The 21,760-nt window shown below is 48.1% G+C and carries 25 protein-coding genes; 1 reads left to right on the top strand and 24 read right to left on the bottom strand.

Translation table 11 applies throughout. From position 1 onward, the window contains the following. Positions 1–76: 76 nt before the first annotated feature. The 22 genes from spoIVA to KJS69_RS07800 form a co-directional block, all read right to left on the bottom strand. Positions 77–1,555 (bottom strand): stage IV sporulation protein A, encoded by a 1,479-nt coding sequence (gene spoIVA / locus KJS69_RS07905; protein WP_213583198.1) that lies wholly within the window; start codon positions 1,553–1,555, stop codon positions 77–79. A 420-nt stretch (positions 1,556–1,975) separates the two neighbouring features. Then, complete coding sequence (locus tag KJS69_RS07900) at positions 1,976–2,725, bottom strand: hypothetical protein (protein WP_249730423.1); 750 nt, start codon at positions 2,723–2,725, stop codon at positions 1,976–1,978. Between the two features lie 27 nt (positions 2,726–2,752). Continuing rightward, positions 2,753–3,085: a 2Fe-2S iron-sulfur cluster-binding protein gene (locus KJS69_RS07895; RefSeq protein ID WP_213583197.1), complete on the bottom strand. Its 333-nt coding sequence runs from the start codon at positions 3,083–3,085 to the stop codon at positions 2,753–2,755. Between the two features lie 359 nt (positions 3,086–3,444). Then, on the bottom strand, positions 3,445–4,038 hold the full coding sequence (locus KJS69_RS07890; protein WP_213583196.1) for a nucleotidyltransferase domain-containing protein: 594 nt from the start codon (positions 4,036–4,038) through the stop codon (positions 3,445–3,447). Positions 4,039–4,164: 126 nt separating this feature from the next. Next, positions 4,165–4,458, bottom strand: a complete 294-nt coding sequence (locus KJS69_RS07885; RefSeq protein ID WP_213583195.1) for a 2Fe-2S iron-sulfur cluster-binding protein — start codon at positions 4,456–4,458, stop codon at positions 4,165–4,167. Positions 4,459–4,477: 19 nt separating this feature from the next. Continuing rightward, a complete protein-coding gene (locus KJS69_RS07880; RefSeq protein ID WP_306434404.1) occupies positions 4,478–4,648 on the bottom strand; it encodes a DUF2768 family protein in 171 nt (56 codons plus the stop codon). A gap of 191 nt (positions 4,649–4,839) precedes the next feature. After that, positions 4,840–5,118 (bottom strand): stage VI sporulation protein F, encoded by a 279-nt coding sequence (locus tag KJS69_RS07875; protein ID WP_213583193.1) that lies wholly within the window; start codon positions 5,116–5,118, stop codon positions 4,840–4,842. A 79-nt stretch (positions 5,119–5,197) separates the two neighbouring features. Continuing rightward, a complete protein-coding gene (locus KJS69_RS07870; protein ID WP_213583192.1) occupies positions 5,198–6,241 on the bottom strand; it encodes an NAD(P)H-dependent glycerol-3-phosphate dehydrogenase in 1,044 nt (347 codons plus the stop codon). Positions 6,242–6,271: 30 nt separating this feature from the next. Continuing rightward, positions 6,272–6,865 carry a glycerol-3-phosphate 1-O-acyltransferase PlsY gene (plsY, locus tag KJS69_RS07865; protein ID WP_213583191.1) on the bottom strand — a complete coding sequence of 198 codons (594 nt, stop codon included), beginning with the start codon at positions 6,863–6,865 and terminating at the stop codon, positions 6,272–6,274. Positions 6,866–6,882: 17 nt separating this feature from the next. Beyond that, positions 6,883–8,205 (bottom strand): ribosome biogenesis GTPase Der, encoded by a 1,323-nt coding sequence (gene der, locus KJS69_RS07860; RefSeq protein WP_213583190.1) that lies wholly within the window; start codon positions 8,203–8,205, stop codon positions 6,883–6,885. 79 nt (positions 8,206–8,284) lie between these two features. Continuing rightward, positions 8,285–8,464 (bottom strand): capping complex subunit for YIEGIA, encoded by a 180-nt coding sequence (locus tag KJS69_RS07855; protein WP_213583189.1) that lies wholly within the window; start codon positions 8,462–8,464, stop codon positions 8,285–8,287. 62 nt (positions 8,465–8,526) lie between these two features. Next, positions 8,527–9,438, bottom strand: coding sequence for a YIEGIA family protein (locus KJS69_RS07850; protein ID WP_213583188.1), 912 nt, complete (start codon positions 9,436–9,438; stop codon positions 8,527–8,529). Beyond that, positions 9,416–10,036: a hypothetical protein gene (locus KJS69_RS07845; protein ID WP_213583187.1), complete on the bottom strand. Its 621-nt coding sequence runs from the start codon at positions 10,034–10,036 to the stop codon at positions 9,416–9,418. The genes KJS69_RS07850 and KJS69_RS07845 overlap by 23 nt, the downstream gene beginning before the upstream one ends. 279 nt (positions 10,037–10,315) lie before the next feature. Then, entirely contained in the window at positions 10,316–11,560 is a 1,245-nt protein-coding gene (gene rpsA / locus KJS69_RS07840; RefSeq protein WP_213583186.1) for a 30S ribosomal protein S1, read from the bottom strand. A 106-nt stretch (positions 11,561–11,666) separates the two neighbouring features. Further along, the gene (locus KJS69_RS07835; RefSeq protein ID WP_213583603.1) at positions 11,667–12,257 is read right to left on the bottom strand and encodes a lysophospholipid acyltransferase family protein; all 591 of its coding nucleotides are present in this window, start codon (positions 12,255–12,257) and stop codon (positions 11,667–11,669) included. 3 nt (positions 12,258–12,260) lie between these two features. Beyond that, positions 12,261–12,935: a (d)CMP kinase gene (gene cmk / locus KJS69_RS07830; protein WP_213583185.1), complete on the bottom strand. Its 675-nt coding sequence runs from the start codon at positions 12,933–12,935 to the stop codon at positions 12,261–12,263. A 224-nt stretch (positions 12,936–13,159) separates the two neighbouring features. After that, positions 13,160–13,813, bottom strand: coding sequence for a flagellar brake protein (locus tag KJS69_RS07825; RefSeq protein WP_249730422.1), 654 nt, complete (start codon positions 13,811–13,813; stop codon positions 13,160–13,162). 254 nt (positions 13,814–14,067) lie between these two features. Then, positions 14,068–15,423, bottom strand: coding sequence for a germination protein YpeB (ypeB, locus tag KJS69_RS07820; protein WP_213583183.1), 1,356 nt, complete (start codon positions 15,421–15,423; stop codon positions 14,068–14,070). Between the two features lie 461 nt (positions 15,424–15,884). Continuing rightward, the gene (prsW, locus tag KJS69_RS07815; RefSeq protein WP_213583182.1) at positions 15,885–16,586 is read right to left on the bottom strand and encodes a glutamic-type intramembrane protease PrsW; all 702 of its coding nucleotides are present in this window, start codon (positions 16,584–16,586) and stop codon (positions 15,885–15,887) included. 1 nt (position 16,587) lies between these two features. Then, on the bottom strand, positions 16,588–17,838 hold the full coding sequence (locus KJS69_RS07810; protein ID WP_213583181.1) for a Glu/Leu/Phe/Val family dehydrogenase: 1,251 nt from the start codon (positions 17,836–17,838) through the stop codon (positions 16,588–16,590). Between the two features lie 454 nt (positions 17,839–18,292). Beyond that, the gene (locus tag KJS69_RS07805) at positions 18,293–18,901 is read right to left on the bottom strand and encodes a genetic competence negative regulator (protein ID WP_213583180.1); all 609 of its coding nucleotides are present in this window, start codon (positions 18,899–18,901) and stop codon (positions 18,293–18,295) included. 309 nt (positions 18,902–19,210) lie between these two features. Further along, on the bottom strand, positions 19,211–19,591 hold the full coding sequence (locus tag KJS69_RS07800) for a hypothetical protein (RefSeq protein WP_213583179.1): 381 nt from the start codon (positions 19,589–19,591) through the stop codon (positions 19,211–19,213). Between the two features lie 285 nt (positions 19,592–19,876). Between KJS69_RS07800 and KJS69_RS07795 the strand changes: the two genes are divergently transcribed. After that, the gene (locus KJS69_RS07795; RefSeq protein WP_213583178.1) at positions 19,877–20,707 is read left to right on the top strand and encodes a polysaccharide deacetylase family protein; all 831 of its coding nucleotides are present in this window, start codon (positions 19,877–19,879) and stop codon (positions 20,705–20,707) included. Here the strand turns inward: KJS69_RS07795 and KJS69_RS07790 are convergent. Next, complete coding sequence (locus tag KJS69_RS07790; protein ID WP_213583177.1) at positions 20,704–21,321, bottom strand: CPBP family intramembrane glutamic endopeptidase; 618 nt, start codon at positions 21,319–21,321, stop codon at positions 20,704–20,706. The genes KJS69_RS07795 and KJS69_RS07790 overlap by 4 nt on opposite strands. Positions 21,322–21,344: 23 nt before the next feature. Then, a complete protein-coding gene (locus tag KJS69_RS07785) occupies positions 21,345–21,668 on the bottom strand; it encodes a rhodanese-like domain-containing protein (RefSeq protein WP_213583176.1) in 324 nt (107 codons plus the stop codon). Positions 21,669–21,760 lie beyond the last annotated feature (92 nt).

Raw genomic sequence — 21,760 nt, 5'->3', positions numbered from 1 at the left:
TATTCAACCATTTTTTTTTAAAATTATACAAAAAGAACACCCCGAAGAGTGTTCGTTAATCGGATTTTATGTTATTTTACAGGATTATCGCAATTAATCCGCCGGAGCCTTCATTGATGATCCGCCCCAGCGTTTCCTGCAGTTTATAGCGCGCATTGTCCGGCATCATCGCCAATTTTCCTTGAATTCCTTCGCGCACAATGGAGTGCAACGAGCGTCCAAAAATATCGGAATCCCATATTTTGAGCGGATTCTCCTCGAAGTCCTGCATGAGGTAGCGTACCAGCTCTTCACTTTGCTTCTCGGTGCCAATGATTGGGGAGAATTCCGATTCGACATCGACCCGGATCATATGGATAGAAGGCGCTGTAGCCCGCAGGCGGACTCCAAAGCGGGAGCCTTGACGAATCAGTTCAGGCTCATCCAATGCCATTTCCGCCAAAGTTGGAGGCGCGATTCCGTAGCCGGTCGTTTTGACCATTTCCAGCGCTTCGGCAAACTGGTCATATTCTCGCTTGGCGTGGGTGAATTCCTGCATCAGCTGCAGGAGATGGTCCTTGCCGCGAATTTCTACCCCGACCACTTCCATCAGAATATTGTCATACAATTCGTCCGGAGCGTAGAGGTCGATCTCTGCGACCCCCTGACCCATGTTCATCCCGGCCAGAGCTGCTCTTTCGATGAAATCATAGTCTGAGAATTGGCCGACAACCCGATCTACGTCGCGCAATCTGCGAATATCCTGCACCGTTTCTCGAACGGAGCTTTCAAAATTGGTGCGCAGCCAGTGGTTTTCCTTAAGCACCATTACCCAGCTTGGCAAGTTAACGTTAACTTCATGAACGGGGAACTCATAGAGCACTTCACGAAGAACGGACATGCATTCTTCTTCCCCCATCGTAGCCACGCTCATGGCCATAACCGGGATGTCATATTTAGCAGCAAGCTCGTTGCGAAGCTCCACCGCTGACTCGCTGTAAGGTTTCATGGTGTTTATGATGAGGATGAATGGTTTTCCAACCTCTTTAAGCTCCTCAACCACCCTTTCTTCCGCTTCTACATAAGAGGAGCGGGGGATTTCCGAGATGCTTCCGTCCGTCGTTATGACTACACCGAGTGTGGAATGCTCCTGAATGACTTTACGCGTGCCAATCTCCGCAGCTTCCTGAAAAGGAATCGGATCGTCGAACCATGGAGTCGAAATCATTCGGGGGCCATTCTCGTCCTCGTATCCTTTAGCCCCTTCGACGGCATAGCCGACACAATCGACCAGGCGGACATTCACATTCAGCCCTTCGGTCACTGTAATTTGCACGGCATTGTTAGGTACGAATTTAGGCTCTGTCGTCATAATCGTCCGTCCCGCAGCACTCTGCGGCAGTTCATCCGTCGCGCGTACGCGGTCGGCCTCATTGCGAATGTTGGGCAATACTCCTGCTTCCATAAACCGCTTTATAAATGTCGATTTTCCAGTGCGGACCGCTCCTACGACTCCTAGGTAGATGTCACCGCCGGTTCGCTCCGCGATGTCTTTAAAAATGTCGATTTTCTCCAAAAAGATCCCCTCCTACAAGGTTAATTAACGAAGCACGCGCTTAGACGAACCGGGGAAGCCTCCCGGATTCGGTTCGTGTGCGGCCACACTCGTACATTCAATTGGACTAGTACTAATATACGTGCGGTTTCATAGATTATGACTACATTTAATCCCCCTCGCTTCCTTTTCTTAAGGAAATGGTTACCGGGATGACAATAAAAGAAGGCTACTCCTATCATATATGTGAAGAAGACATAGGTTATTCTACAAAAAAACTCTATAGTCATAGATAAATGACCATAGAGTTATCGGTTTCCCCTGGTTGGGTCTAGAATCGATTCAGCCGGGAGGCGTTGGACTGCCCTCATGCCCGCATAACGCGAGCTGGAAGCCGCTTGGGGCGGTATGCAAATAGAGCCTAGAGGGAAATCAGCTCTGTCAGGGCAGGGCCACAATTTGGGGTTGTCCGTCAATCCATTGGTAAGGAAGGGACCATACCGGGACAAACAACGATTCCTCAGCGAGGATTTCCCTCAGATCGATATCAGCATCCAGCCCCGCCTCCCCCTTGTTCTCCATAACTTTAACGAGATCCAGAGAGTAATCAATATAGACGTTGCCCGAAGCTTCAATCAGAACAGGCAGAGTTTGGCCGGTATTCGGACTTTGGATAGCCGGCATTTTCTTTCCTAGCTGCTCAAAATCAAGAAGATGAATACCGTCCGCAACCGCTTCACCATTCGGCAGCTTGCCCTTCTTTTGCTGGTAGGCGCTCACTTCCTTTTGGATCTCTACCATTTTCTGGTACAAGGGCAAATCAATCATCTTCACCGTAGGCTTGGTTTCCACGTCAATCAGAACATAAATGGCCGTTCCTCCGTTTTCAAAGGCGTTGGTCGGAATCATGCTCAACAAACGGTTGTCCATCAGCTTCTTGAAATCAATCGGATATTTTTCATATAGAGGGGTATCACTGTCTTTAGTTTTGATCGGCAGCACACCCGTCCGTTCTTTAAATTGATCGACAGCGTTCTGAACTAACACAATGAATTCACCGGTAGCCGGTAGGTTTTGTTTCTTCACTTCACCCGAATATAAGCACCCGCTAAGCAGGACAACAATCAGCAGCAATACCATACAGGTAAGCGGGTCTCTCCAATGTCTGGACAGTCGCAGGCCAGCTATCATTTCTCATTCATCCTTTCCCGGACGATTTTAGTCATCCTCCTGTTGTTGGGCCAGCAGCTTACGAACGGCAGCCTTGAGCGGATCCTCCGGAATTAGCACAACGACATCTCCGGTCACTCTGGCCTGACAAGCGAGCCGAATCCCCTCCTGGAGCAAGGAGCCCAGCTTCAGTTTTTCATTCCGGCTGATAGGCATCAGTCCCGCCTGATCCTCCACTTTGACTTTGCACATCAGGCAGGCGGCTCGGCCTCCGCAGCGAGTACGAATAGGAACACTGGCTTTACGGCCGGCCTCCAGCAGGGTCGTTCCCGGACGAACGCTAATCGTTGTCTTATCGGGTAAAAAATGAACCTCGTTCATTCTATCGTTCCTTTCCTCAGCTGCACAGCGTTAGATTAAGCGAGAGACTTGTTATCGATCTATGATCGGGCAATATATATATATGGCACTAAAGAAAGCTATCATTCCGTTCCGAAGGAAAGTGCCCCCGAAGCTTCAAACATCATACTCCTTCCCCAAAAAGTGAAGATGAGCTTCGAAGCAATTCCAGGTACTTTTCGGGGACCCCGAACCAACAGATTCCTTCTATGGATAGGCCTTCGGATAGTAGGAATACAAAGCCAAAACTCGCCCTGGAAGCATCTTTCTTTCTCCACTTCATGAGCTTTGAAATCTTTAGTGCCGAGCATATAGTTTCGCTTGTCTCGAAAATCTTAATCTTACCGTATCCATGATTCACCTGTTAATTCATGCAATCGATTAAGTACAGAGCGATCCAGATGATTTTCCTTGACGATTGCCCCTAAAGCAGGGTAGAAAAGGTCAGGAAAAAGCCGCATTCTCGCAGCGATCGACTCATAACGATCCTCCCGGTGGCGAAGAACGTTAAACACGAGCTCATGCGCCAATGGCATTAACCGCACCACTTGACCTCCCAGTCTGACTTCCGGGCTGTAGGGCAGCAGTGCGGCTACATTGACCTTATAGATACTGTCGGCCTGTTTGATCTGAAATCCGGAAACCAGCTCAACCGGCATCCCTTGGATAAGAAAGCGGGCCAATCTCGACGAATACATATCGGTAGTGCTCAGCTCTAACCGGTCCAAAGCATACTTCTCCAGCCGACTATACAGCAAATCGGCCTTCTGTTCATCGGTATACAAGTCGATATCACGAGGCTGCCGTGTTAACCCAACCTCCTGCAAAAGAAGTCCGCAGCTCCCTCCGATTAACCACTCGGTTCCGGAGCCATTATTCTGCAATGATTCCGCAATAAGCTCGATTACCTGTTCCACCTGACCATCAAGACGCATGGTATACCGTACCTTCCAGTTTAATCTTCAAGAATATTACAGTTCGCCGCTCTATATAAGTTGAACTAAAGAATAGCTCTTATTCCGTTCCGAAGGAAAGTGCTTCCGAAGCTTCAAACGTTATCGTTAGAAATAAGTTTTGTTAGTAGCCTTGATCGGCCCGATTTCTTTGATTCTGGCCTGACAGCCCAGACGATACCCTTCATCGAATTCTTCGGGATCCAGACGGTTCAGTTCTGCCTCCGTAGGCTCCGTCAGAAATTCCATTCCTTCCGATATATGACACCTGCAGCGCGCACAGGTTCCTCTCGTACAAGAAAAGCCCCAATCCACCTTATTTTTAAGAGCCAATTCCAGAATGGATAAGCCGGTTTCCGCTTCTACAGTTTCTGTCCCAAAACGGCCCTTTAGTTGAATCATCGAAATTACCTCCAATATGTTAGATCATTGACAGCAGCATATAGAGCAAAATCGGTACAAAAAGAAGAAACGCCACGAAGGAAAGGATAAACCGGACAAAACCTTTAGTTTTTTGTCTGGCAAATGTAATGATGACTGTGGCGACCAGCATTAGGCCCATCGCTATGAACGATGCCCACATTTTGTCCATACCGCTCAAAATTGACAACCCCTCTTTCCCATAGTCCGCATCCTATGTATTATAGCATTACGATTATTGTTTGTGAAATGGAGAGCCGGCGTTAAAACAATGACAATTGTGTGGACGAAATACGATTCTATATAGGTGCAACCAAAAAAACAAAGGAACCGATTAAACAGGCTCCTTTGTTAACAACCAGACTATTTTTTAGAAATCATTTTCATCAATTGCTCCAGATTGTTCGGATTGACCTTGCTTCCCTTCACCGCTTGAATGATATCATTAACAGTTGCCTCGGATACTTTGATATTGACCAAAGACGAGACTTGACGGATCAACTGTCTCAGCTGCTCCTCGCTCTGCAAGGTCGAAGGCTTTACTCCGCTGGCCAGCTTTTGAATATCTCTTTCCGAAACCGATTTGCCGGTTTTGTTTTTAACCACATTCAGTACATCTTTCGGGACTTGTTTGTTGCTCATCCTCTTACCTCCCTTAGTCGAGTCGGGTTGCACTAAGGTATAGTATGAAAGAGAGTATCCAAACGTGTAGGCCCTCTGCTTACTTCCAGCGGAGGCTTCCGGTCTGGGCGATTTCTTCCATCTCATGAGTCGGCACACGGCCCATTAAATCACCTACGGCGTCCTTGGCCTTTTTACCGTTGAAGAGAACATCGTAAAGCGCACGGGTAATCGGCATTTCCACCTTATATCTATCGGCCAGCGCATAAGCGGCCTTCGTTGTTTTAACGCCTTCTACGACCATTCCCATCGACTCCAGCACCTCATCCAGGACCGCTCCTTGTCCCAGCATATGGCCGGCCCTCCAGTTCCGGCTGTGCCGGCTTGTGCAGGTGACGATCAAGTCGCCAACACCGGCTAAACCGGCGAAGGTAAGCGGATTGCCATCCATGGCGGTGCCAAGCCTTGCCATCTCGGCAAGACCGCGGGTCATCAGAGCCGCCTTGGCATTGTCTCCAAAGCCAAGACCGTCGGACATTCCCGCTCCCAGAGCGATAATGTTCTTGAGAGCTCCGCCAATTTCAACGCCGCTCACATCCGGGTTCGTATAGACGCGGAAATAAGTATTATTTAATAAATCCTGCGCTTCTTCAGCCGTTTCCAACCGGGAGGCCGCCACTACGACCGTGGTGGGACTTTGTTGGACCACTTCCTCCGCATGGCTTGGTCCCGATAACACCGCTATCCGCTCCCGGTCGTAGTCAGGAAGCTCCTCGGAAATGACCGTTGTCATCCGTTTTAATGAGTCGGTTTCAAACCCTTTGGTCGCATGGACGAGGAGGGTTTGCGGACGCAGAAACGGCCGGATTTTGCCAACGACCTCCCGCATGCCGTGGGAAGGGGCCACCAGAATGACCGCCTCGGAATCGATGATGGCTTCTTCTATCGAGGTCGTCGCCTTAATAGTATCGGGCAGGACGGCCTCCTTAAGAAATCGGCTGTTCCGGTGAGTTCGATTGATTTCTTCCGCTTGGGCATCAGATCTCGTCCATAGCGTTACCTCGTGATGGTTCGCGGCGAGCACAGTGGCCAGGGCCGTTCCCCAGCTTCCGGCTACTACGACCGTTGCTTTGGTTTTTGCCATCGTTCGCTCTCCTCCGTCGATCTGGTCCGATCATTTTTTATTTCCCAGCTTGTTTTCCTGCTTGCGAATCAGCTTAACGATATTCGTACGATGCCGAACAAAAGAAAATAAAGCTATCAGCAAACTTCCAACCAATACCGCAGCAGGCTCTCCCATGAGAAGAATAGAAATAGGAAGAAGTCCGGTAAAAATAAGTGAGCCTAGCGATACATATCTAGTAATAACTATCGAGCCGATTGCTATAATCCCCGCAAATAGAGCGGGGAGGAAGCAGAGGGTTGCAGTTACGCCGATGGCGGTCGCTATCCCCTTGCCTCCTTTAAAGCCGAAAAATACGGGCCAGTTATGCCCCGCTATGACAGATAGGCCGGCCCAGACGGGGATCCATTCGCTATCTCCTCCCAGCCAACGGCCGATCCAGACAGCCGCAATCCCCTTGAGCACGTCGAGAGCAAGAACGGCAATGGCCGGACCTTTCCCTAAAATCCGTAAAGTATTGGTCGCTCCGGCATTACCGCTGCCGTGCTTCCGAATATCGATTCCTTTCAGCAGCTTGCCCGCTAGAAAGCTGAAACTGATGGAACCTAGCAGATAACTGATTAACAATGCTGCAAAAACCTGCACTCCCGCTCCCCCTAACCTTATTCACCCGATGATTTTTTTCGTGTTATGATCCGGACCGGAGTCCCTTCGAAGCTGAACGCTCCTCGTATTTTGTTCTCCAGATATCGTTCATACGAAAAATGCATCAATTCCGGATTGTTAACAAATATGACAAACGTGGGGGGCTTAACGGCCACCTGGGTGACATAGTTAATCCGCAGTCTTTTGCCCTTGTCCGTCGGAGGCGGATTAATCGCTACAGCATCCAGAACGACCTCATTCATCAGGTGGGTAGTGACTCTGGCCGAATGATTTTCAGCGGCTTGCACGACTACCGGCATCAGCCTGTTCAGTCTCTGCTTCGTTTTGGCCGAGACAAAAAGGATCGGCGCATAAGGCATGAACAAAAAATGATCCCTTATTTTTTGCGTAAATTGCTGCATCGACTTGTCGTCTTTTTCTATAGCGTCCCATTTATTTACCACGAACAAGCTCGCTCTGCCCGCTTCATGCGCATAGCCGGCAATATGTTTGTCCTGTTCAATGATTCCTTCCTCGGCATTGATGACGATCAGCACGACATCGGCCCGTTCGATCGCTTTCATCGCTCTCATAACGCTGTATTTCTCCGTCGTTTCGTATACTTTGCCGCGCTTGCGCATTCCGGCTGTATCGATCAGCACAAACTTCTGACCATCCTTCTCAAACGGAGTATCGATCGCATCCCGTGTCGTCCCGGCTACATCGCTGACAATGACTCGCTCCTCGCCTAATATGGCGTTGACGAGGGAGGATTTGCCGACATTAGGGCGGCCGATCAAGGCTACCTTGATGACTTCCTCGCCATAGGGCTCCTCCTCTTCCGGAGGAAAGTGCTTAGCCGCTGCCTCCAGCATATCTCCAAGACCGAGGCCATGCGCTCCGGATACAGCAATCGGATCGCCAAAACCAAGGCTATAAAATTCATAAATACTATCTTGACGCTGAAGATTGTCGATCTTATTGACCACTAGTACGACCGGCTTGCCGGATTTAAACAAGATCTGCCCAATTTCTTCATCATCGGCTGTCACGCCGGCTTTGCCGTCAACCATAAACAGAATGACGTCAGCTTCCTCGATCGCCAATTCCGCTTGAACCCGCACCGATCTAAGGATCGTATCTTCCTCACCAATTTCTATCCCGCCGGTATCGATGACATTGAAGGTAGTATCCAGCCATTCGCCGGACCCATACAATCTGTCTCTCGTTATCCCGGGTTTATCTTCCACAATGGCCAACCGGTCGCCAATCAACCAATTAAAAATCGTCGACTTTCCGACGTTCGGACGGCCCACGATGGCAATTACGGGTCTCGCCATTCCATCCACTCCCTGTATCAAGCTGTCATAACGTTTTTATCCATTCTCCATCATAGCAAATATGCTTATAAATGGCTAATCAATGTTTAACAATAATCATGACGCCGTTCTCCAGGTCATGAGCCATCGCATCCAATATTTTTTCCAATTTAAACGCCACATTCTGCTGTTCCTCTTTACTGCCGGCAATAAAAACCGGAGCGCCGCCACCGACCAGTTGATCCTTGTCCAGCGCCACAACCGCTAAAATCGAATTCATAGGTCACCACCTCCCTAAAATCGAACTTCCACTTGGGGCATATGAGGTTATGCATAACGACTTCACAGCTTTACCTCTGTAGGCATTTTTATGGCGCTTTCCAGCAGTGCAGCATTAAGAAATACTCTCTTTGCTTTCTCTCCGTCCTTCATTATTGGCAGTAAGAAAATCCCAAGCCTGCCATCTCTTATGTCCAGCTTGGATAGCGGAACGAGCGATGGTTCTCCTGAGTCCCGATATATTCCAAGAATCGTCGACAAATCATGCAATAGCGCTTGCCTTTGTCCCAGATTGCCCAACGCTGAGCGGCCGTCCCGGGTTTTGGGAGTGGCAATAAGTCCAAGCCCGCGCTCGCGAATGAGCTTCTGTGAATCTGCCAGACCGACATTCATTATGTAAATATCCCCTACATAAAGATTAGGCCCCTCTACCCTTACTTCTTCAAGACGCACATCCGAGATCGAGCCTAACGTTTTGCCTGACCGGAAATGATAACTTAGCAGGAGAGCCAGCAAGCCAAACAGAATCCCCCAATACCAGGCAAATAATACACAGAACATTGTCGTCATAAACGCCGAGAAGATGACCAAATAATTCCTTCCTTCAAAAACCATGGCAATCCCTTCAATATACGAAGCTCCCCTGGGTACCAGCTCCATCTCATCCAGCTTCGACAACGTTTCCCGCTCCATGTTCCGAACATCGCGGAATTGCTGAGCGGCGAGGGACAGAAACGTGATCGCGGTATAGTCCTTCCCTAGCAGCGAGGGGACAGCGACAGCTCCCAAGCCGGCGGCTATTACGCCTAGAGAGATATGAATGATTCGTCCATGGGGATAAGTCGGATATTGCCTGTAATCGGTTCTCAGCAGCATAATTCGTGTCAGCACTCCGAATAAGACACCTATGACCACCCCAGTCAAGTATTTATTCTCTATTATTAGCTCCACCCTATTCCTTCTCCTTTCGCGCATCGACCCACTGCCGGTATAGAGATTTAGATGCCGATGCGGTGAATTCGAGCATGCCGGTTACTATTCTGGCGATAAATGAAAATAACCACCAATGGTCCTTCATCGGCCCAAAGCCCAGTCGATATCCAGCTAATGCCGAATGGCTATACATTTGGAGCAGGCAACCAACGAGTACGCATAGGGTAATACAGCCGATTTGAGCAAGGGGATGCCTGTACATGGCAATGACAAGCAAACCAATGATGAAAGCCAGCCAAAATAGAGAGCCTCCCGGCAAATCGGGCAAAGTCACCGAAATCTCGCTGGCCAAAAAATAAAAGAGCCCCAGCATCAGTCCGCTGACTACCAATGGAATGACTCCTGTTTCCCTGGGAAGTGCATACAGGACAATGAGTAAAAGAATGACAAGCCCGGCATAAATCCCGCTGATTTTGACTTGTCCGAGCGCAAGCTCAGCTTTGGACAAGCTAAACCAGCCGATAAAAAAGACAGCAATATATCGGGAGGGAACCCCTCTAAGCACAGTATCCTTCCAGCCGCTAACCAGCAGGATAATGGTGATGCAAATTAATATATAGGATATATATCCCGTATTCATCCCGGATCACCCGACAGAGGTCTTTTTATTTGAGAGAAACAGCATCTAGATTGGCTCGGCCGTCCCCAGAAAAACGACATAAGACGCAGTCTGATGGAGCTGGGAACGATTTGCTTTATTCTAGTATGGTTCATAATGTCCATTACCATCCCAATCGCGGGGCTATTTGCAGGGGGCTATGCTGAGGAATATGGGGAAATCGCAGAGGCGAAGAATCATTTCCTTTTTAGACGAAAAAACAGACGGTTCCCCAAAAGGAATCCGTCTGTCAATTCATTATTATTTGAATTTGCTCAGCTTGTCACCGAAACGCTCTCCCAGAGTCAGGCTCAGACTTTGGTTAGGCTGAGCGACGTAGTCGCCGGTGTTGTCCTTATCCTTGCGGGACTTCTCAGGCTTAGCCGGAGCTTCAGGAGCTTCTTCTGTTTCTTTGATGCTGAGGCTAACCCGTTTCTCCGCGGGATTCAAATCAAGGATCTTCACTTGAACCTCTTGATTTTCTTCCAGAACTTCATGCGGAGTTCCGATATGGCGATGAGCGATTTGGGAAATATGAACCAAGCCTTCTACGCCAGGAGCAATTTCAACGAAAGCTCCGAAGCTGACCAGCCGCTTCACTGTACCGGAAACAATGGCTCCCACTTGAATGTGATCACCAAGCTGCTCCCATGGACCAGGCTGAACAGCTTTCATGCTCAAGCTGATACGCTCATTCTCCGGATCAACCTTAAGCACTTGGACCTTGACACTGTCTCCTTCTTTAACAAGCTCAGAGGCCTGCTCTACATGATGCCATGCCATCTCGGAGATGTGCACCAAGCCATCGATTCCACCGATATCGACAAATACTCCAAACGGGGTCAGACGCTGAACCGTTCCTTCGATTTCCTGTCCTACCTCGATGCTGTTCAGAATATTTTTCTTGTTTGCTTCAAACTCTTCATCCAGAACATCTTTCTGAGACAGAATAACTTTATTCTTTTCCCGATCCAGCTCTTTAACTTTCAAGCGCAGGGTACGGCCTTTGTAATCACTGAAGTCTTCTACAAAATGACGCTCCACCATCGAAGCCGGAATGAATCCGCGAAGACCCACATCTACGACCAGACCGCCTTTAACGACGTCAGCGACTTTGGCTTCGATCGTTTCCTGGCTGTCCAGCTTGGCTTGCAGTTCATCCCATGCTTTCTCGCTGTCAATAGCGCGCTTGGACAGGACGAGCTTTTCTTTCTCGTCATCAATGGTAACGACCTTCAATTCCACTTCCTGACCTACTTCTACGACCGAAGAAGCGCTATCCAGCTGGATGGAAGAAAGCTCGCGCAAAGGAATGATTCCATCATATTTGTAGCCGATATCGACAAATACTTGATCGCTATCCACTTTAACGACTTTACCCTTAACGGTATCGCCTTTTTTTACTGCGGTAATGTCCGCATATCCTGCTTCCGCCTCCGTGGATTGTTCCACGTTAGCCTCCGTGTTCTCCGCTTGGTTTTCTTGCATTTTTGTTTCCTCAGACATTGTCTTTACCTCCTCGATTAGCAACCCATATATGTTAAAGATGGGCATGATAGACAGTTTTTTATAAAGCCGTATAATTCCAAGATACCATGTCCATGCGCAGCAATCAATTTTTCGCCGAATTTTTCTCTTCAGCGATCATCGCGCGAATTGTTGTCATGATCTTGTCGGTCGCTTTTTCCAGAACCTCCGAACCGCCTTCGGCAAACTCGGACAGATCCACCGGAGTGCCATAACGGATGGTCAATTTGGAGAACGGCCTGTAATTGCCCATGATCGCAACCGGGATAACCGTCGCTTGCGATTTGAGAGCCAGCATAGCCGCGCCCTTCTTGCCCATGCCTCCTGCGTTCTTACGGGAGCCCTCCGGGAAAATCCCGAGCACATTGCCGTCTTTGAGCAGTTGAATGGCGAGCTTGATAGATTCCTTGCTAACCCCTCCGCGTTTGACCGGAAAGGCGCCCAGCTTGCTAATAAACCATCCCAAGCCGGGGACGTTGAACAATTCCTGCTTGGCCATGTAGTGAACCATCCGGTTAACCGGCGTACCGACAAGGGGAGGATCTATATTGCTCGTATGATTGGCGCAAAGAACAACCGGACCCTTCTCCGGAATATTCTCCATTCCCTTCGCATCCAAACGGTAAAGGATAGTAAAAATCGCTCTTAATAGGGCCCTGCATACACGGTATAGCATCAATTACCTTCCCCCGCTCACTTTGAATCGGCAAAGCTTGAGCACCGCTTCAATGACTTCTGGCAAATCCATGTCCGAGCTGTCAATAAGCACCGCGTCCTCCGCCTGAACGAGGGGAGAATGAGTCCGGTTGCGGTCCATCTCGTCTCTCAGACAGATCTGCTTCTCCAGCTCATCCAAGTCGATATTGCACGGCTCCAATTCTTTGAATCTTCGTTCCGCGCGAATTCTCGGGCTCGCCGTTAGAAACACCTTCACCTCTGCGTCAGGGAGCACGGAAGAACCTATGTCTCTTCCATCCATGACTACCCCCTTGGAAGCCGCTAACTTCTTCTGCTTGTCCGCAAGCAGCCTCCGGATTTCGGGAATCTGGGCGATGATGGAAACAGCCTGGTTAACCTCCTGAGACCGGATTAGCTCCGTCACGTTCTCACCGTCCACATATACCTGTTGTCCTGTCTCAGCAGGAGACAGCTCGAGCTGCATACGTTCGGCGGCCGCGATAACCGCTGGGGTATCTTCCGGGCGGATGCCACTGTGAAGCGCTTTCCAAGTGACTGCCCTGTACATGGATCCCGTATCCACATAAATATAACCCAATGCTTTAGCCACATGCCGGGCTACCGTGCTTTTTCCCGCTCCCGCGGGGCCATCCAGAGCAACATTAATTTTGTCCAAAGATAGTGCCTCCCATAAAATCTGCCAACCGCATAATTCCTTTCCCTTACGATAATCCAAGGTGTGCAATGGCCCTTGGAATGGACATCCCTTCCTGGGCTGCGTATGGAAGTAAGGGGGTGACTCAGGTAAATAAACTAACCCGATTCACTCAAAAAAACAGGCGCAAGCAGCCTGCTAACGCTCAAAATTATACCACACTCAAAGTCTTCAATGCAAAATCATTACGATTTGCGGAAGTCAATTTGCTTCTCAAAGCAATAGCGAATGATGTTCTGCCGATCGCGCTCCGCAATGTCCGTATATCGCATCATAATCATTCGTTCCGCATTCCCTTGCGGGGAGACCCGCACTACTTCTCCGTTAAAGTGAACATGCTCCGGCTTCCCGTTTTTATTAGGGATTAACAGCCAACAGCTTGCCTGCACCCCTACGGAGAAATCTTTGCTGCTGCGAAACGAAATCCCGCCTCCACTGATGTCTTCAGTCAGAGCAATCAAAGCCGGCTGCTCCTCCACGGTGACAGATAATTCCAGATTCGCAGGCACGCGGAGAAAGCTGCGTCGCTGATTTTGTGTAATCGATTGAGGCTCGGGCTTCTTCAAGACGACGAGAGTGATATTATCTTCGCGGAAACCGAGGACGGCGGTTTGAAAATAATGATTAAGCCCTCCTTCGGTTACAAACCAAACCTCCAATTCGTCCCCAATATATAGACGCTTTAATTTGCCCGATGTTCCGTTAATCGGGATCTGAATGTAAATATAATCGTCCGTCATATCCGCAATGCGAGAATGATATTGTTGCTTGGATTCTTTTTCGTCCATCGAAAAAATGTTCAGCATTATTTTTTGATTGACAGCTGGCAGCAAATGCACACCTCCCTTAGTGATATTATCCGTTAAAGATTATATCATGCCAGGGAAAACAAAGAAGCCCTTTATGGCAAGAGTTCAAAAAGTGACTCGCGGCGAATAGTCTTCTTGGCAGATCTCATGATCCCAAAAAGGACTTTTTGAGCCATCTCTTATGACCAAGGATAAACGCCTGCGTTTACCGTCGAAATTTTCCGATAACGATTTTTATAATTTCAAAAAGAAGAAGCCTTAGCTTCCAGGCTTCTTCCTGCCACTTATTGGACGGCCGCGACATCCTGCTGACGGACCGGCTCTACTTTTTCCTCGGTTCCTGTATCCGCGTTAATGAATATTTTATAGTTGGACCCGTTCACCTTGCCGGTAAACTCGTAGCTAAGCACCTCATCATCTACGTCATTGCGAATTAAACATAGTCGGGCGCCGCTTACCTCGAATTGTTTATTTAGCGATTCGCGAGCCTGTGATTCCGTGAGAGCAGGCTTAGGGATATCCCTCGTCTTCTGCTCCAAAATATAGTCGGCGGCATGAAGTCCCAGCACCTCGCCATTGTCCATCGCCACTTCCACTACCATTTTCTCCGGATAGACTACGACGCCATTGATCCGGTTGGCGAAGGTGAGACTTGCGACATTTGCATATTCGTCAACGGATACGGCGGCCATGGTGGAGAAACCGTGATTGTCCAGAAATTCCATCGCAGAATCTCGCGCCGTCCGGATGTCTATCGTCTTCTCCGTCACTTCCCGGGGAGACATGTACCAGATCAGTTGTCCGCCCTTCTTGGTATAATCCAAATGGACTTCACGATCGCTTCCAGGCTTGACACCGGAGACAGAGAACGTATTGGACTCCGTCCCTGCACCGCTCTCCATTACTTGCAGACTGCCATCATCCTGTACGCCCAGAAATTGAACGGCTCTTTGCTTCACTTCATCCGCATTCACTTCCTCTCCGGATAATGCGGAGAACACTTTGTCCTGGTTTACGGTAGCCATCGTCGGGCCCCAGTCGACTTCCGGATATTCGCTCACCTTCTGGTTAACCAATTGAAAGCCGTCGACGATGACGTTATCCATTTTCTGGTCTTGTGAGGCAACCGCTACTTCGACATCCATCCATCTTAAGTTGTTGGCGATTATTTTATCTTGCACGCCTCTAAGCTCGTTGGTTATTTCTTTAGAGCGTTCATACAAAGTGAACAGAGCTTTGGATTCTTCTTGGTTAAGGGGCTGTTTGGATAAATCGCGCACGGCAGTGCGGTAAGAAAATTTGGAAATGTTGTCTAGAAAATCGGCTGTTTTGTTAAAGGGCAGCAAAGTAAGCGGGAGCTGGCTTATTTCGTTTTGCGCCTGGCTAGTAATTCGCCATACATTAATGAGCCCTTTACGATACATGTCATGCGAGGAAGAGTTGACTGCGAGCGTATTGCCGAGCTCCATATGCAGCTTGTCCATATGGGTAGACAAATCATGAAACGCTCTTTGATATTGGTTTTCAGCTTTGATGAGCACCGTATTTTTTTCCCGGTTCTCCTGGTATCCCCACACCCCTGTCCCGATTAATGCTACTAACAATATTGGAAACATAACAGCGCTTAGTCGCTTGTACATACGATGGTCTCTCCTTTTAATCAGCGTTGGATGTTCATAGCTTTCGTTAAAAAGAAACGCTTTATTCATCTATTTCCAATCCATTGTTAATGGCCTATTTAATCGAAAAGAATACAAAAAAAGGAGACCCCGCGGCCTCCCCTAGTCAAATGTAATCCAGTATGGCGATATCAAAGTCTTTTTCGTTATTGCATAAACACCGTTTAAATCCCGTCTCGACTTTTCCGTTCTCGCGGCTGCCTTTAAGCACAAATCGCTCTCCGCATGTTTTACAGCGAATGCTTACTTTAACTCTAGGGTGCAACCCTTCATCCCGTCCTTCCTAGAGAAGATGTTCCAAAAGTCTCTTCAGATGATGACGTGTTCCTAGCTCTTTTCGCTGCACAGCACTTCCTCGCAGTGCCAGGCTGACTTTTGAACTCGAATAGTTCCCCCTTAAATAGCGGGTATATCCGTCATTATTAGCTGAAAGAAGACATTTTAACCTCCTCCTCGGATCTAAGAGGATGAAAGGAAGATCGGTCATTCGCTTTCCGTACTTTCCTCAGACTCCTCACCCACAGGAAGACCATGAAGGTTGCGATCAACAGTACCCAGTTCGTTTTGAGCAGCAGGATGTAATCAAAGATTCCATGATAGAACACTGGAAGAAGGACGGCAATCAACAGAAATCGTTTCTCCCGGTCTTTGTTAAATTTAGCCTTGCCCAAATGATAACCCATCGAGACGCCGAATAAAGCATGACCGGAAACGGGAAGCAAAGCCCGTAAGAACAAATCGGCAAAGGAAGAAAAATTCAGCAGCGCGTAAAACACATTCTCCACCGTCGCAAACCCCGAAGCGACAGCTACCGAATACACAATCCCGTCATAAGGTTCATTAAAGTATTCATTCTTGTAAAGGACAAAAAACAGAACAAACCATTTAAAAAACTCTTCAATCCCCGCAGAGTACACAAAGGAGAACAGGATCGGATTCTCTCCAAAGCCTAATACCAGCGCACGCTGCAGAACCATCGTTGGGAAAACAAGCAGAGCCCCGAACAAAAACATCCTCGCAACCATATGAACCGGTTCGGGCTCATACCTGTCTTTAAGATAAAAGTAAACAAGGAGTGCCATTCCTGGAGCTATTGCAGCCGTCAGAAGCGACAGCCACAGCATTTTATACCCAGCCTCGGAATTTCGCCGCTTCTGCCATTTTTCTAGCTCCCACCATATAGGCGGCCAATCTCATATCAACCCCGCGCGTCCGATGCAATTGGTATACATTCTCGAACCCGCGAATCAGCATCTCATGCAGCTTAGTGTATACTTCCTCTTCTGTCCAGTAGTAGCCCTGATTGTTCTGCACCCATTCAAAGTAAGAAACTACTACTCCTCCCGCACTGGCCAGCACATCGGGAACAAGGAGAACCCCCCGTTCCGTTAAAATTTTGGTGGCTTCCAATGTAGTCGGTCCGTTAGCGGCTTCTACGACGATTCCCGCTTTAATCAGATGGGCATTCTCATGGGTAATCTGATTCTCAATAGCCGCCGGTACCAGAATGTCGCATGGCTGCTCCAACAGCTCTTTATTTGTAATCGTATCGGTAAACAGATTCGTGACGGTACCGAACGAATCTCTTCGATCCAGCAAATATTCTATATCCAGACCCTTCTCGTCATATAGGCCGCCATACACATCGGAAATCCCCACTACTTTGGCTCCGGCTTCATGCATCATCTTGGCCAGATAACTGCCCGCGTTACCGAACCCTTGAATGACGATACGAGCATCCTTCACATCGATGCCCCGCGTCTTGAGCGCCTGGTCAATCATAATGGTAACGCCTTTGGCCGTAGCGGTTTCCCGTCCCTGAGAGCCGCCGAGTACGATCGGTTTGCCGGTAATGAAGCCGGGAGCGTCAAATTCGCGAATGCGGCTGTACTCATCCAGCATCCAGGCCATAATCTGGGAGTTCGTCATCACATCGGGTGCCGGAATGTCTTTGGTCGGTCCGACAAGTTGGCTGATCGCTCTGACGTACCCGCGGCTTAACCTTTCCAGTTCGCCGAAGGACATTTCTCTCGGATCACAGATGATTCCGCCTTTTCCTCCACCGTATGGCAAGTTGACAATGCCGCATTTCAAGCTCATCCAGATCGATAATGCCGATACTTCATCCTCGGTGACATCCGGATGAAACCGGACTCCGCCCTTCGTCGGTCCGACAGCGTCATTATGCTGGGCCCTGTATCCTGTAAATACTTTTACTTTGCCGTCATCCATTCTAACCGGAATACGCACGGTGAGCATACGCAGCGGTTCCTTAAGAAGCTCGAACATCTCCTCTGAATATCCAAGCTTGGTCAACGCTTCTTTAATTACGACTTGAGTTGAATGCAAAACATTTAATTTTTCTGTTTCTGCCATGGATTCCACTCCGTTCAATATTGATCGGTGCAAGACTTTGCCGGCTAATGATGCCGTTTGTCATTCAACAATAGCTGAGTATAGCATACCATCAACTTCCAGCGTGATTCCACAAAATTATCGAAAAATCGACATTTTTTAATGGTATAGAATTTAGAAGTCCGGGGCTCCCCGCAAAGTACTGTATAAACCTTTATCGAAGCAAGTCTTGAAGAGCGACCGCGATTAGAGGGAGGTTTAGACGCCGACTCCGTTGGAGTGCGGACGGAATACGCTTCGAAGGCTATGCGCACTTTGTGGGGTTATATTAGGCTTGTCCTTCTTACATCGTTTGACCAGTTCACGGGTTTACAGTAGTGATTGTGTGACCCGGCAGTCACCCCCCTGGGCATAGTGAAAAAGCATCCAGCAAAAACGTCTTGTTTTTGAAGATGCCCTTAGATTTTGTTGTCTTTTACTTGAAATGAGCATTGAGCGTTTGGACGGCATTATACTCTATGACGACCTTCCCATATTCCTCCAGAACAGCGCGAGTTACTGAAGCAGCGTCTCCGAATTCAGATAGAATGGCGATAATCGCTTGGTAATTGCTGTCCTTCTCATCCATCCCTGCAGGATCTAGCTGAAGAATCCATTTATTTTGATAAGAATAAAGCGTTCCGCCCTCCGTTACAAGCGGTTGAATCACCTTGGCCATTCTCAGCAGTTCTTCAAAGTCATGAAAAACATAGGAGATCATATCGCTTTGTTCCAGCGTAACTTCCATCTCATAAATATCTTCCTCTTCATCCAGAAGAGAATCCTGGGAATCCGAGTGAGTCATCTTCCCTCTAGTAACGATGACAACCATGCCTTGGGCAGGCAGCGCGAACACTTCAACTGCAAGGGGACCTGTCGCGTCGAAACCGAGTTCGGAGTAGGCTTGCTCCATCATCTCACTGAATAACTCGTGAACCTTCGGAATTTCACGCCACATATCTTCCTTCTGAATGCCGCGTTCCGTCAAATCGTCAAAGGTTAGGAAAATCCTTATTTTGTCCGAACTTAAACGCTCTATTTTCATATAGGATCCCCCTTTAACTTTTCATACCTGTTACTAACCTCTTTCACTTTATGAAGCGAGGTAGAGCAAACCTGATTACTAACAGATTATGAAAATTATGTTTAATTGTGCTTCGAGATTGATAAATGTTTATATCACTATTATTATAGCATGTTCTTCTTCTTTATGGACAATTAGTTCGGAAAAAGATTAGGAGGGATGCTCCAATGAGAAACCTAGCGGGATATGTTCGCCGCTAGGCTGCAGGAGCAACAATGATGACTATTTAGAGGAATAATAATTGAGGGGTATTCTGAACAACACTCACCTTTATGAGCGGATTGGACTGAATTCAGATTTTTGGCTGTCATTATGCTCTAATATTTCCTGAACCGTCGCTTTAAGCTGAGAGTCTTTGTTAATGATTTCTTCGACATCCGACATGGAATAATTGGAAGTCTGCGATTTAGACATTCCGTTATGGCCGCCGCTGCTTTTGACGGATTTAGCCGCTGCAGGGCCCTGTCCCGCCAACGAATCCGTTGGGCTGGAAGTCAAATTGTTCATCATCGATTTGGATTGCGACATCATCTGATTGGCTGAACCGGCCATCCGCATGATTCCAGACCAGACCTTGTCACTATTGCGGCTTACATAGACGACAGCAGCCGCGCCAGCTATCCCGCCCAACAAAAAAGATGCCATTCTCATTATTCATTCGCCTCCCTTTCTTTATTGATTGCGGTTCCCTATGTATTGTTCTCATGCGGAATTAAACTAATGCCCGTGAAAAATAGGAAATCGGGGGTGGGATTTTGCCAGCCCTTTCGATACAATTAGGAGTGTATCTAATTATCCATACTCATCAAGCCAGCTTCTCCGCCGCTAAAATTGGACATAAGTTTAAGAACTCGCTTCCGGTACCAGTTACTGTGCACCCCCAACTACCAAACGAAGGCCATGATCGTATATCAAGCTTATTCGGGAGAGATTTGAATGAAAAAAACGTGGACTATACTTGCCTTAAGCGCCGCACTGCTTACCGGCTGTGCTGCAACGGAACCGAAGGATTTGGACGGATCGCCCAACGCCACAGCCGATACGACCCCGGTCCCAGTTCCTTCCCCAAGCCCGACTATCGAACCGACGCCGGAGCCGGCTGAGGAAGCGCAGGTTCCCGAGGAACCTGCCAAAGCCTATAGGATGAATCAAAATTATATATTGACTCCGATTGATCCAGAAGGAAATAAAAAAGTCGTTCTGCTAACATTTGACGATGGTCCTAAGGATCGGGACATGATTGAATCGATGCTCGATACGCTGGACAAGCATGACGCAAAGGCGATATTTTTCGTCAATGGCTATCGCGTTGAGAAAAATCCGGAGCTGCTCGAGCTTATCCACAGTCGGGGACAGACCATTGGAAATCATTCGTGGGATCATATTGATTTAAAGCAGGAAAGCCAGGAATCAATAGACAAGCAAATAGAAGATGTTCAACGGATTGTTACGGATATTACGGGCAGCGCTCCGGCTTTCTTCCGTCCGCCGTTCGGCTCCGCGAACGATTATGTTAAACAGAAGGTTAAAGAGGAGGGGGCCTTGTTCATGACCTGGTCCAACGGCTCGCTCGATTGGGACGCTTCCACCAAGGATAAACCGGAGGCGGTCATTCAGAACGTAATGGATCAGCTTCATCCCGGCAGCAACATCCTTATGCACGAGCTTCCCTGGACGGTTGAGGCCCTGGACACCCTGCTAAACCAGTTGGAGGAGGAAGGCTACGGATTTATCGATCCCCGCACGATTGAAACAGACAGCCCTTAACGGCTGTCTGTTTCATTTGCAGGTATTTTTCTGTATTTAAGGATGCACCCCATAACAAGATCAATTAAGAAATGGGCAATAATAGGCGTCCACAGCATCCCGGTTTGAACATAGATCCATCCTAAACCATAGCTGATGCTAAATACCAATCCGGTCATTAGCCAATGTCGAAGGTATCGGACATGGATGAGCGCGAAGACAATACTTGTCCAGTAGGGACCCATCCAATGCTGCAAGGCTCCCCGAAACAGCAACTCCTCGCAGACAGAGACGACGAAGCATAGGATAATAATGTGCCATAACGGCCGATTACGGAACATTTTGTCGTTAATTCCACCATCATCCGTCACCTCTTCAGGCACCCATCGCGTAAGCAGCAAATCGGCAGCCAATACGGCAGCCGCGAACCCACCACCCCACAGTAACGCTTGAAGCGGATCAGACATGGCAAACATCGGGAACAATCGATTGTTCTTTTGAAAAAAAATTAAAATTAACGCCAACAATAGACAAGCCAGCTGAGTAAAATATAGATTGAGGATAATGACTTTATCATCGAGCAGAGTAATATCGACTTGCCTTACTTTCCATTTTTTAAAATTCCACTTTTTCATAGATTCCCTTTCCCGATGTCCTATTAATCATAAGCAAACCCACGGAGTCCGGCTACCGCGGCCATACCTCCTTCTACATTAACCACATTCTCCAGCCCGTTGTGCAATAAATATCGGACGACCATTTCACTTCGGACACCATGAGCGCATAGGATATATATTTTGTGGTCCGTTGGAAATTTACCCAGCATCTCGGGAATACTGTTCATAGGAATATGGACGCTCGGCTCCAAATGATAATAGTTCCGTTCTTCCAGTTCCCTAACATCTACAATCAGATCGTTAAGCAGTTCTCCCGAATTCAACTTTCTATCGAATTCTTCCGGAGTTATATAATGGCGATTCATTGGCAACGTCCTTTCTATACAGTAACACATAGTGTCGATAAATTATATTCGGTCCAGGCAGAAATGGAGCATCTGCATTGGCCAATGAGAAT

This window comes from Paenibacillus sp. J2TS4 (assembly GCF_018403245.1).
GTDB lineage: Bacteria > Bacillota > Bacilli > Paenibacillales > NBRC-103111 > Paenibacillus_L.
The sequence above is the reverse complement of the archived record's forward strand: the minus strand, read 5'-3'. Positions and strand labels throughout refer to the sequence as shown.

What these genes read in the sequence shown, in the direction of transcription:
- KJS69_RS07900 (WP_249730423.1), bottom strand. Translation starts at nt 2,725, where the DNA reads ATGATAGCTGGCCTGCGACTGTCCAGACATTGGAGAGACCCGCTTACC.
- KJS69_RS07895 (WP_213583197.1), bottom strand. Translation starts at nt 3,085, where the DNA reads ATGAACGAGGTTCATTTTTTACCCGATAAGACAACGATTAGCGTTCGT.
- KJS69_RS07890 (WP_213583196.1), bottom strand. Translation starts at nt 4,038, where the DNA reads ATGCGTCTTGATGGTCAGGTGGAACAGGTAATCGAGCTTATTGCGGAA.
- KJS69_RS07885 (WP_213583195.1), bottom strand. Translation starts at nt 4,458, where the DNA reads ATGATTCAACTAAAGGGCCGTTTTGGGACAGAAACTGTAGAAGCGGAA.
- KJS69_RS07880 (WP_306434404.1), bottom strand. Translation starts at nt 4,648, where the DNA reads ATGGACAAAATGTGGGCATCGTTCATAGCGATGGGCCTAATGCTGGTC.
- KJS69_RS07875 (WP_213583193.1), bottom strand. Translation starts at nt 5,118, where the DNA reads ATGAGCAACAAACAAGTCCCGAAAGATGTACTGAATGTGGTTAAAAAC.
- KJS69_RS07870 (WP_213583192.1), bottom strand. Translation starts at nt 6,241, where the DNA reads ATGGCAAAAACCAAAGCAACGGTCGTAGTAGCCGGAAGCTGGGGAACG.
- der (WP_213583190.1), bottom strand. Translation starts at nt 8,205, where the DNA reads ATGGCGAGACCCGTAATTGCCATCGTGGGCCGTCCGAACGTCGGAAAG.
- KJS69_RS07855 (WP_213583189.1), bottom strand. Translation starts at nt 8,464, where the DNA reads ATGAATTCGATTTTAGCGGTTGTGGCGCTGGACAAGGATCAACTGGTC.
- KJS69_RS07850 (WP_213583188.1), bottom strand. Translation starts at nt 9,438, where the DNA reads ATGCGCGAAAGGAGAAGGAATAGGGTGGAGCTAATAATAGAGAATAAA.
- KJS69_RS07845 (WP_213583187.1), bottom strand. Translation starts at nt 10,036, where the DNA reads ATGAATACGGGATATATATCCTATATATTAATTTGCATCACCATTATC.
- rpsA (WP_213583186.1), bottom strand. Translation starts at nt 11,560, where the DNA reads ATGTCTGAGGAAACAAAAATGCAAGAAAACCAAGCGGAGAACACGGAG.
- KJS69_RS07835 (WP_213583603.1), bottom strand. Translation starts at nt 12,257, where the DNA reads ATGCTATACCGTGTATGCAGGGCCCTATTAAGAGCGATTTTTACTATC.
- ypeB (WP_213583183.1), bottom strand. Translation starts at nt 15,423, where the DNA reads ATGTACAAGCGACTAAGCGCTGTTATGTTTCCAATATTGTTAGTAGCA.
- prsW (WP_213583182.1), bottom strand. Translation starts at nt 16,586, where the DNA reads ATGCTGTGGCTGTCGCTTCTGACGGCTGCAATAGCTCCAGGAATGGCA.
- KJS69_RS07810 (WP_213583181.1), bottom strand. Translation starts at nt 17,838, where the DNA reads ATGGCAGAAACAGAAAAATTAAATGTTTTGCATTCAACTCAAGTCGTA.
- KJS69_RS07805 (WP_213583180.1), bottom strand. Translation starts at nt 18,901, where the DNA reads ATGAAAATAGAGCGTTTAAGTTCGGACAAAATAAGGATTTTCCTAACC.
- KJS69_RS07800 (WP_213583179.1), bottom strand. Translation starts at nt 19,591, where the DNA reads ATGAGAATGGCATCTTTTTTGTTGGGCGGGATAGCTGGCGCGGCTGCT.
- KJS69_RS07795 (WP_213583178.1), top strand. Translation starts at nt 19,877, where the DNA reads ATGAAAAAAACGTGGACTATACTTGCCTTAAGCGCCGCACTGCTTACC.
- KJS69_RS07790 (WP_213583177.1), bottom strand. Translation starts at nt 21,321, where the DNA reads ATGAAAAAGTGGAATTTTAAAAAATGGAAAGTAAGGCAAGTCGATATT.
- KJS69_RS07785 (WP_213583176.1), bottom strand. Translation starts at nt 21,668, where the DNA reads ATGAATCGCCATTATATAACTCCGGAAGAATTCGATAGAAAGTTGAAT.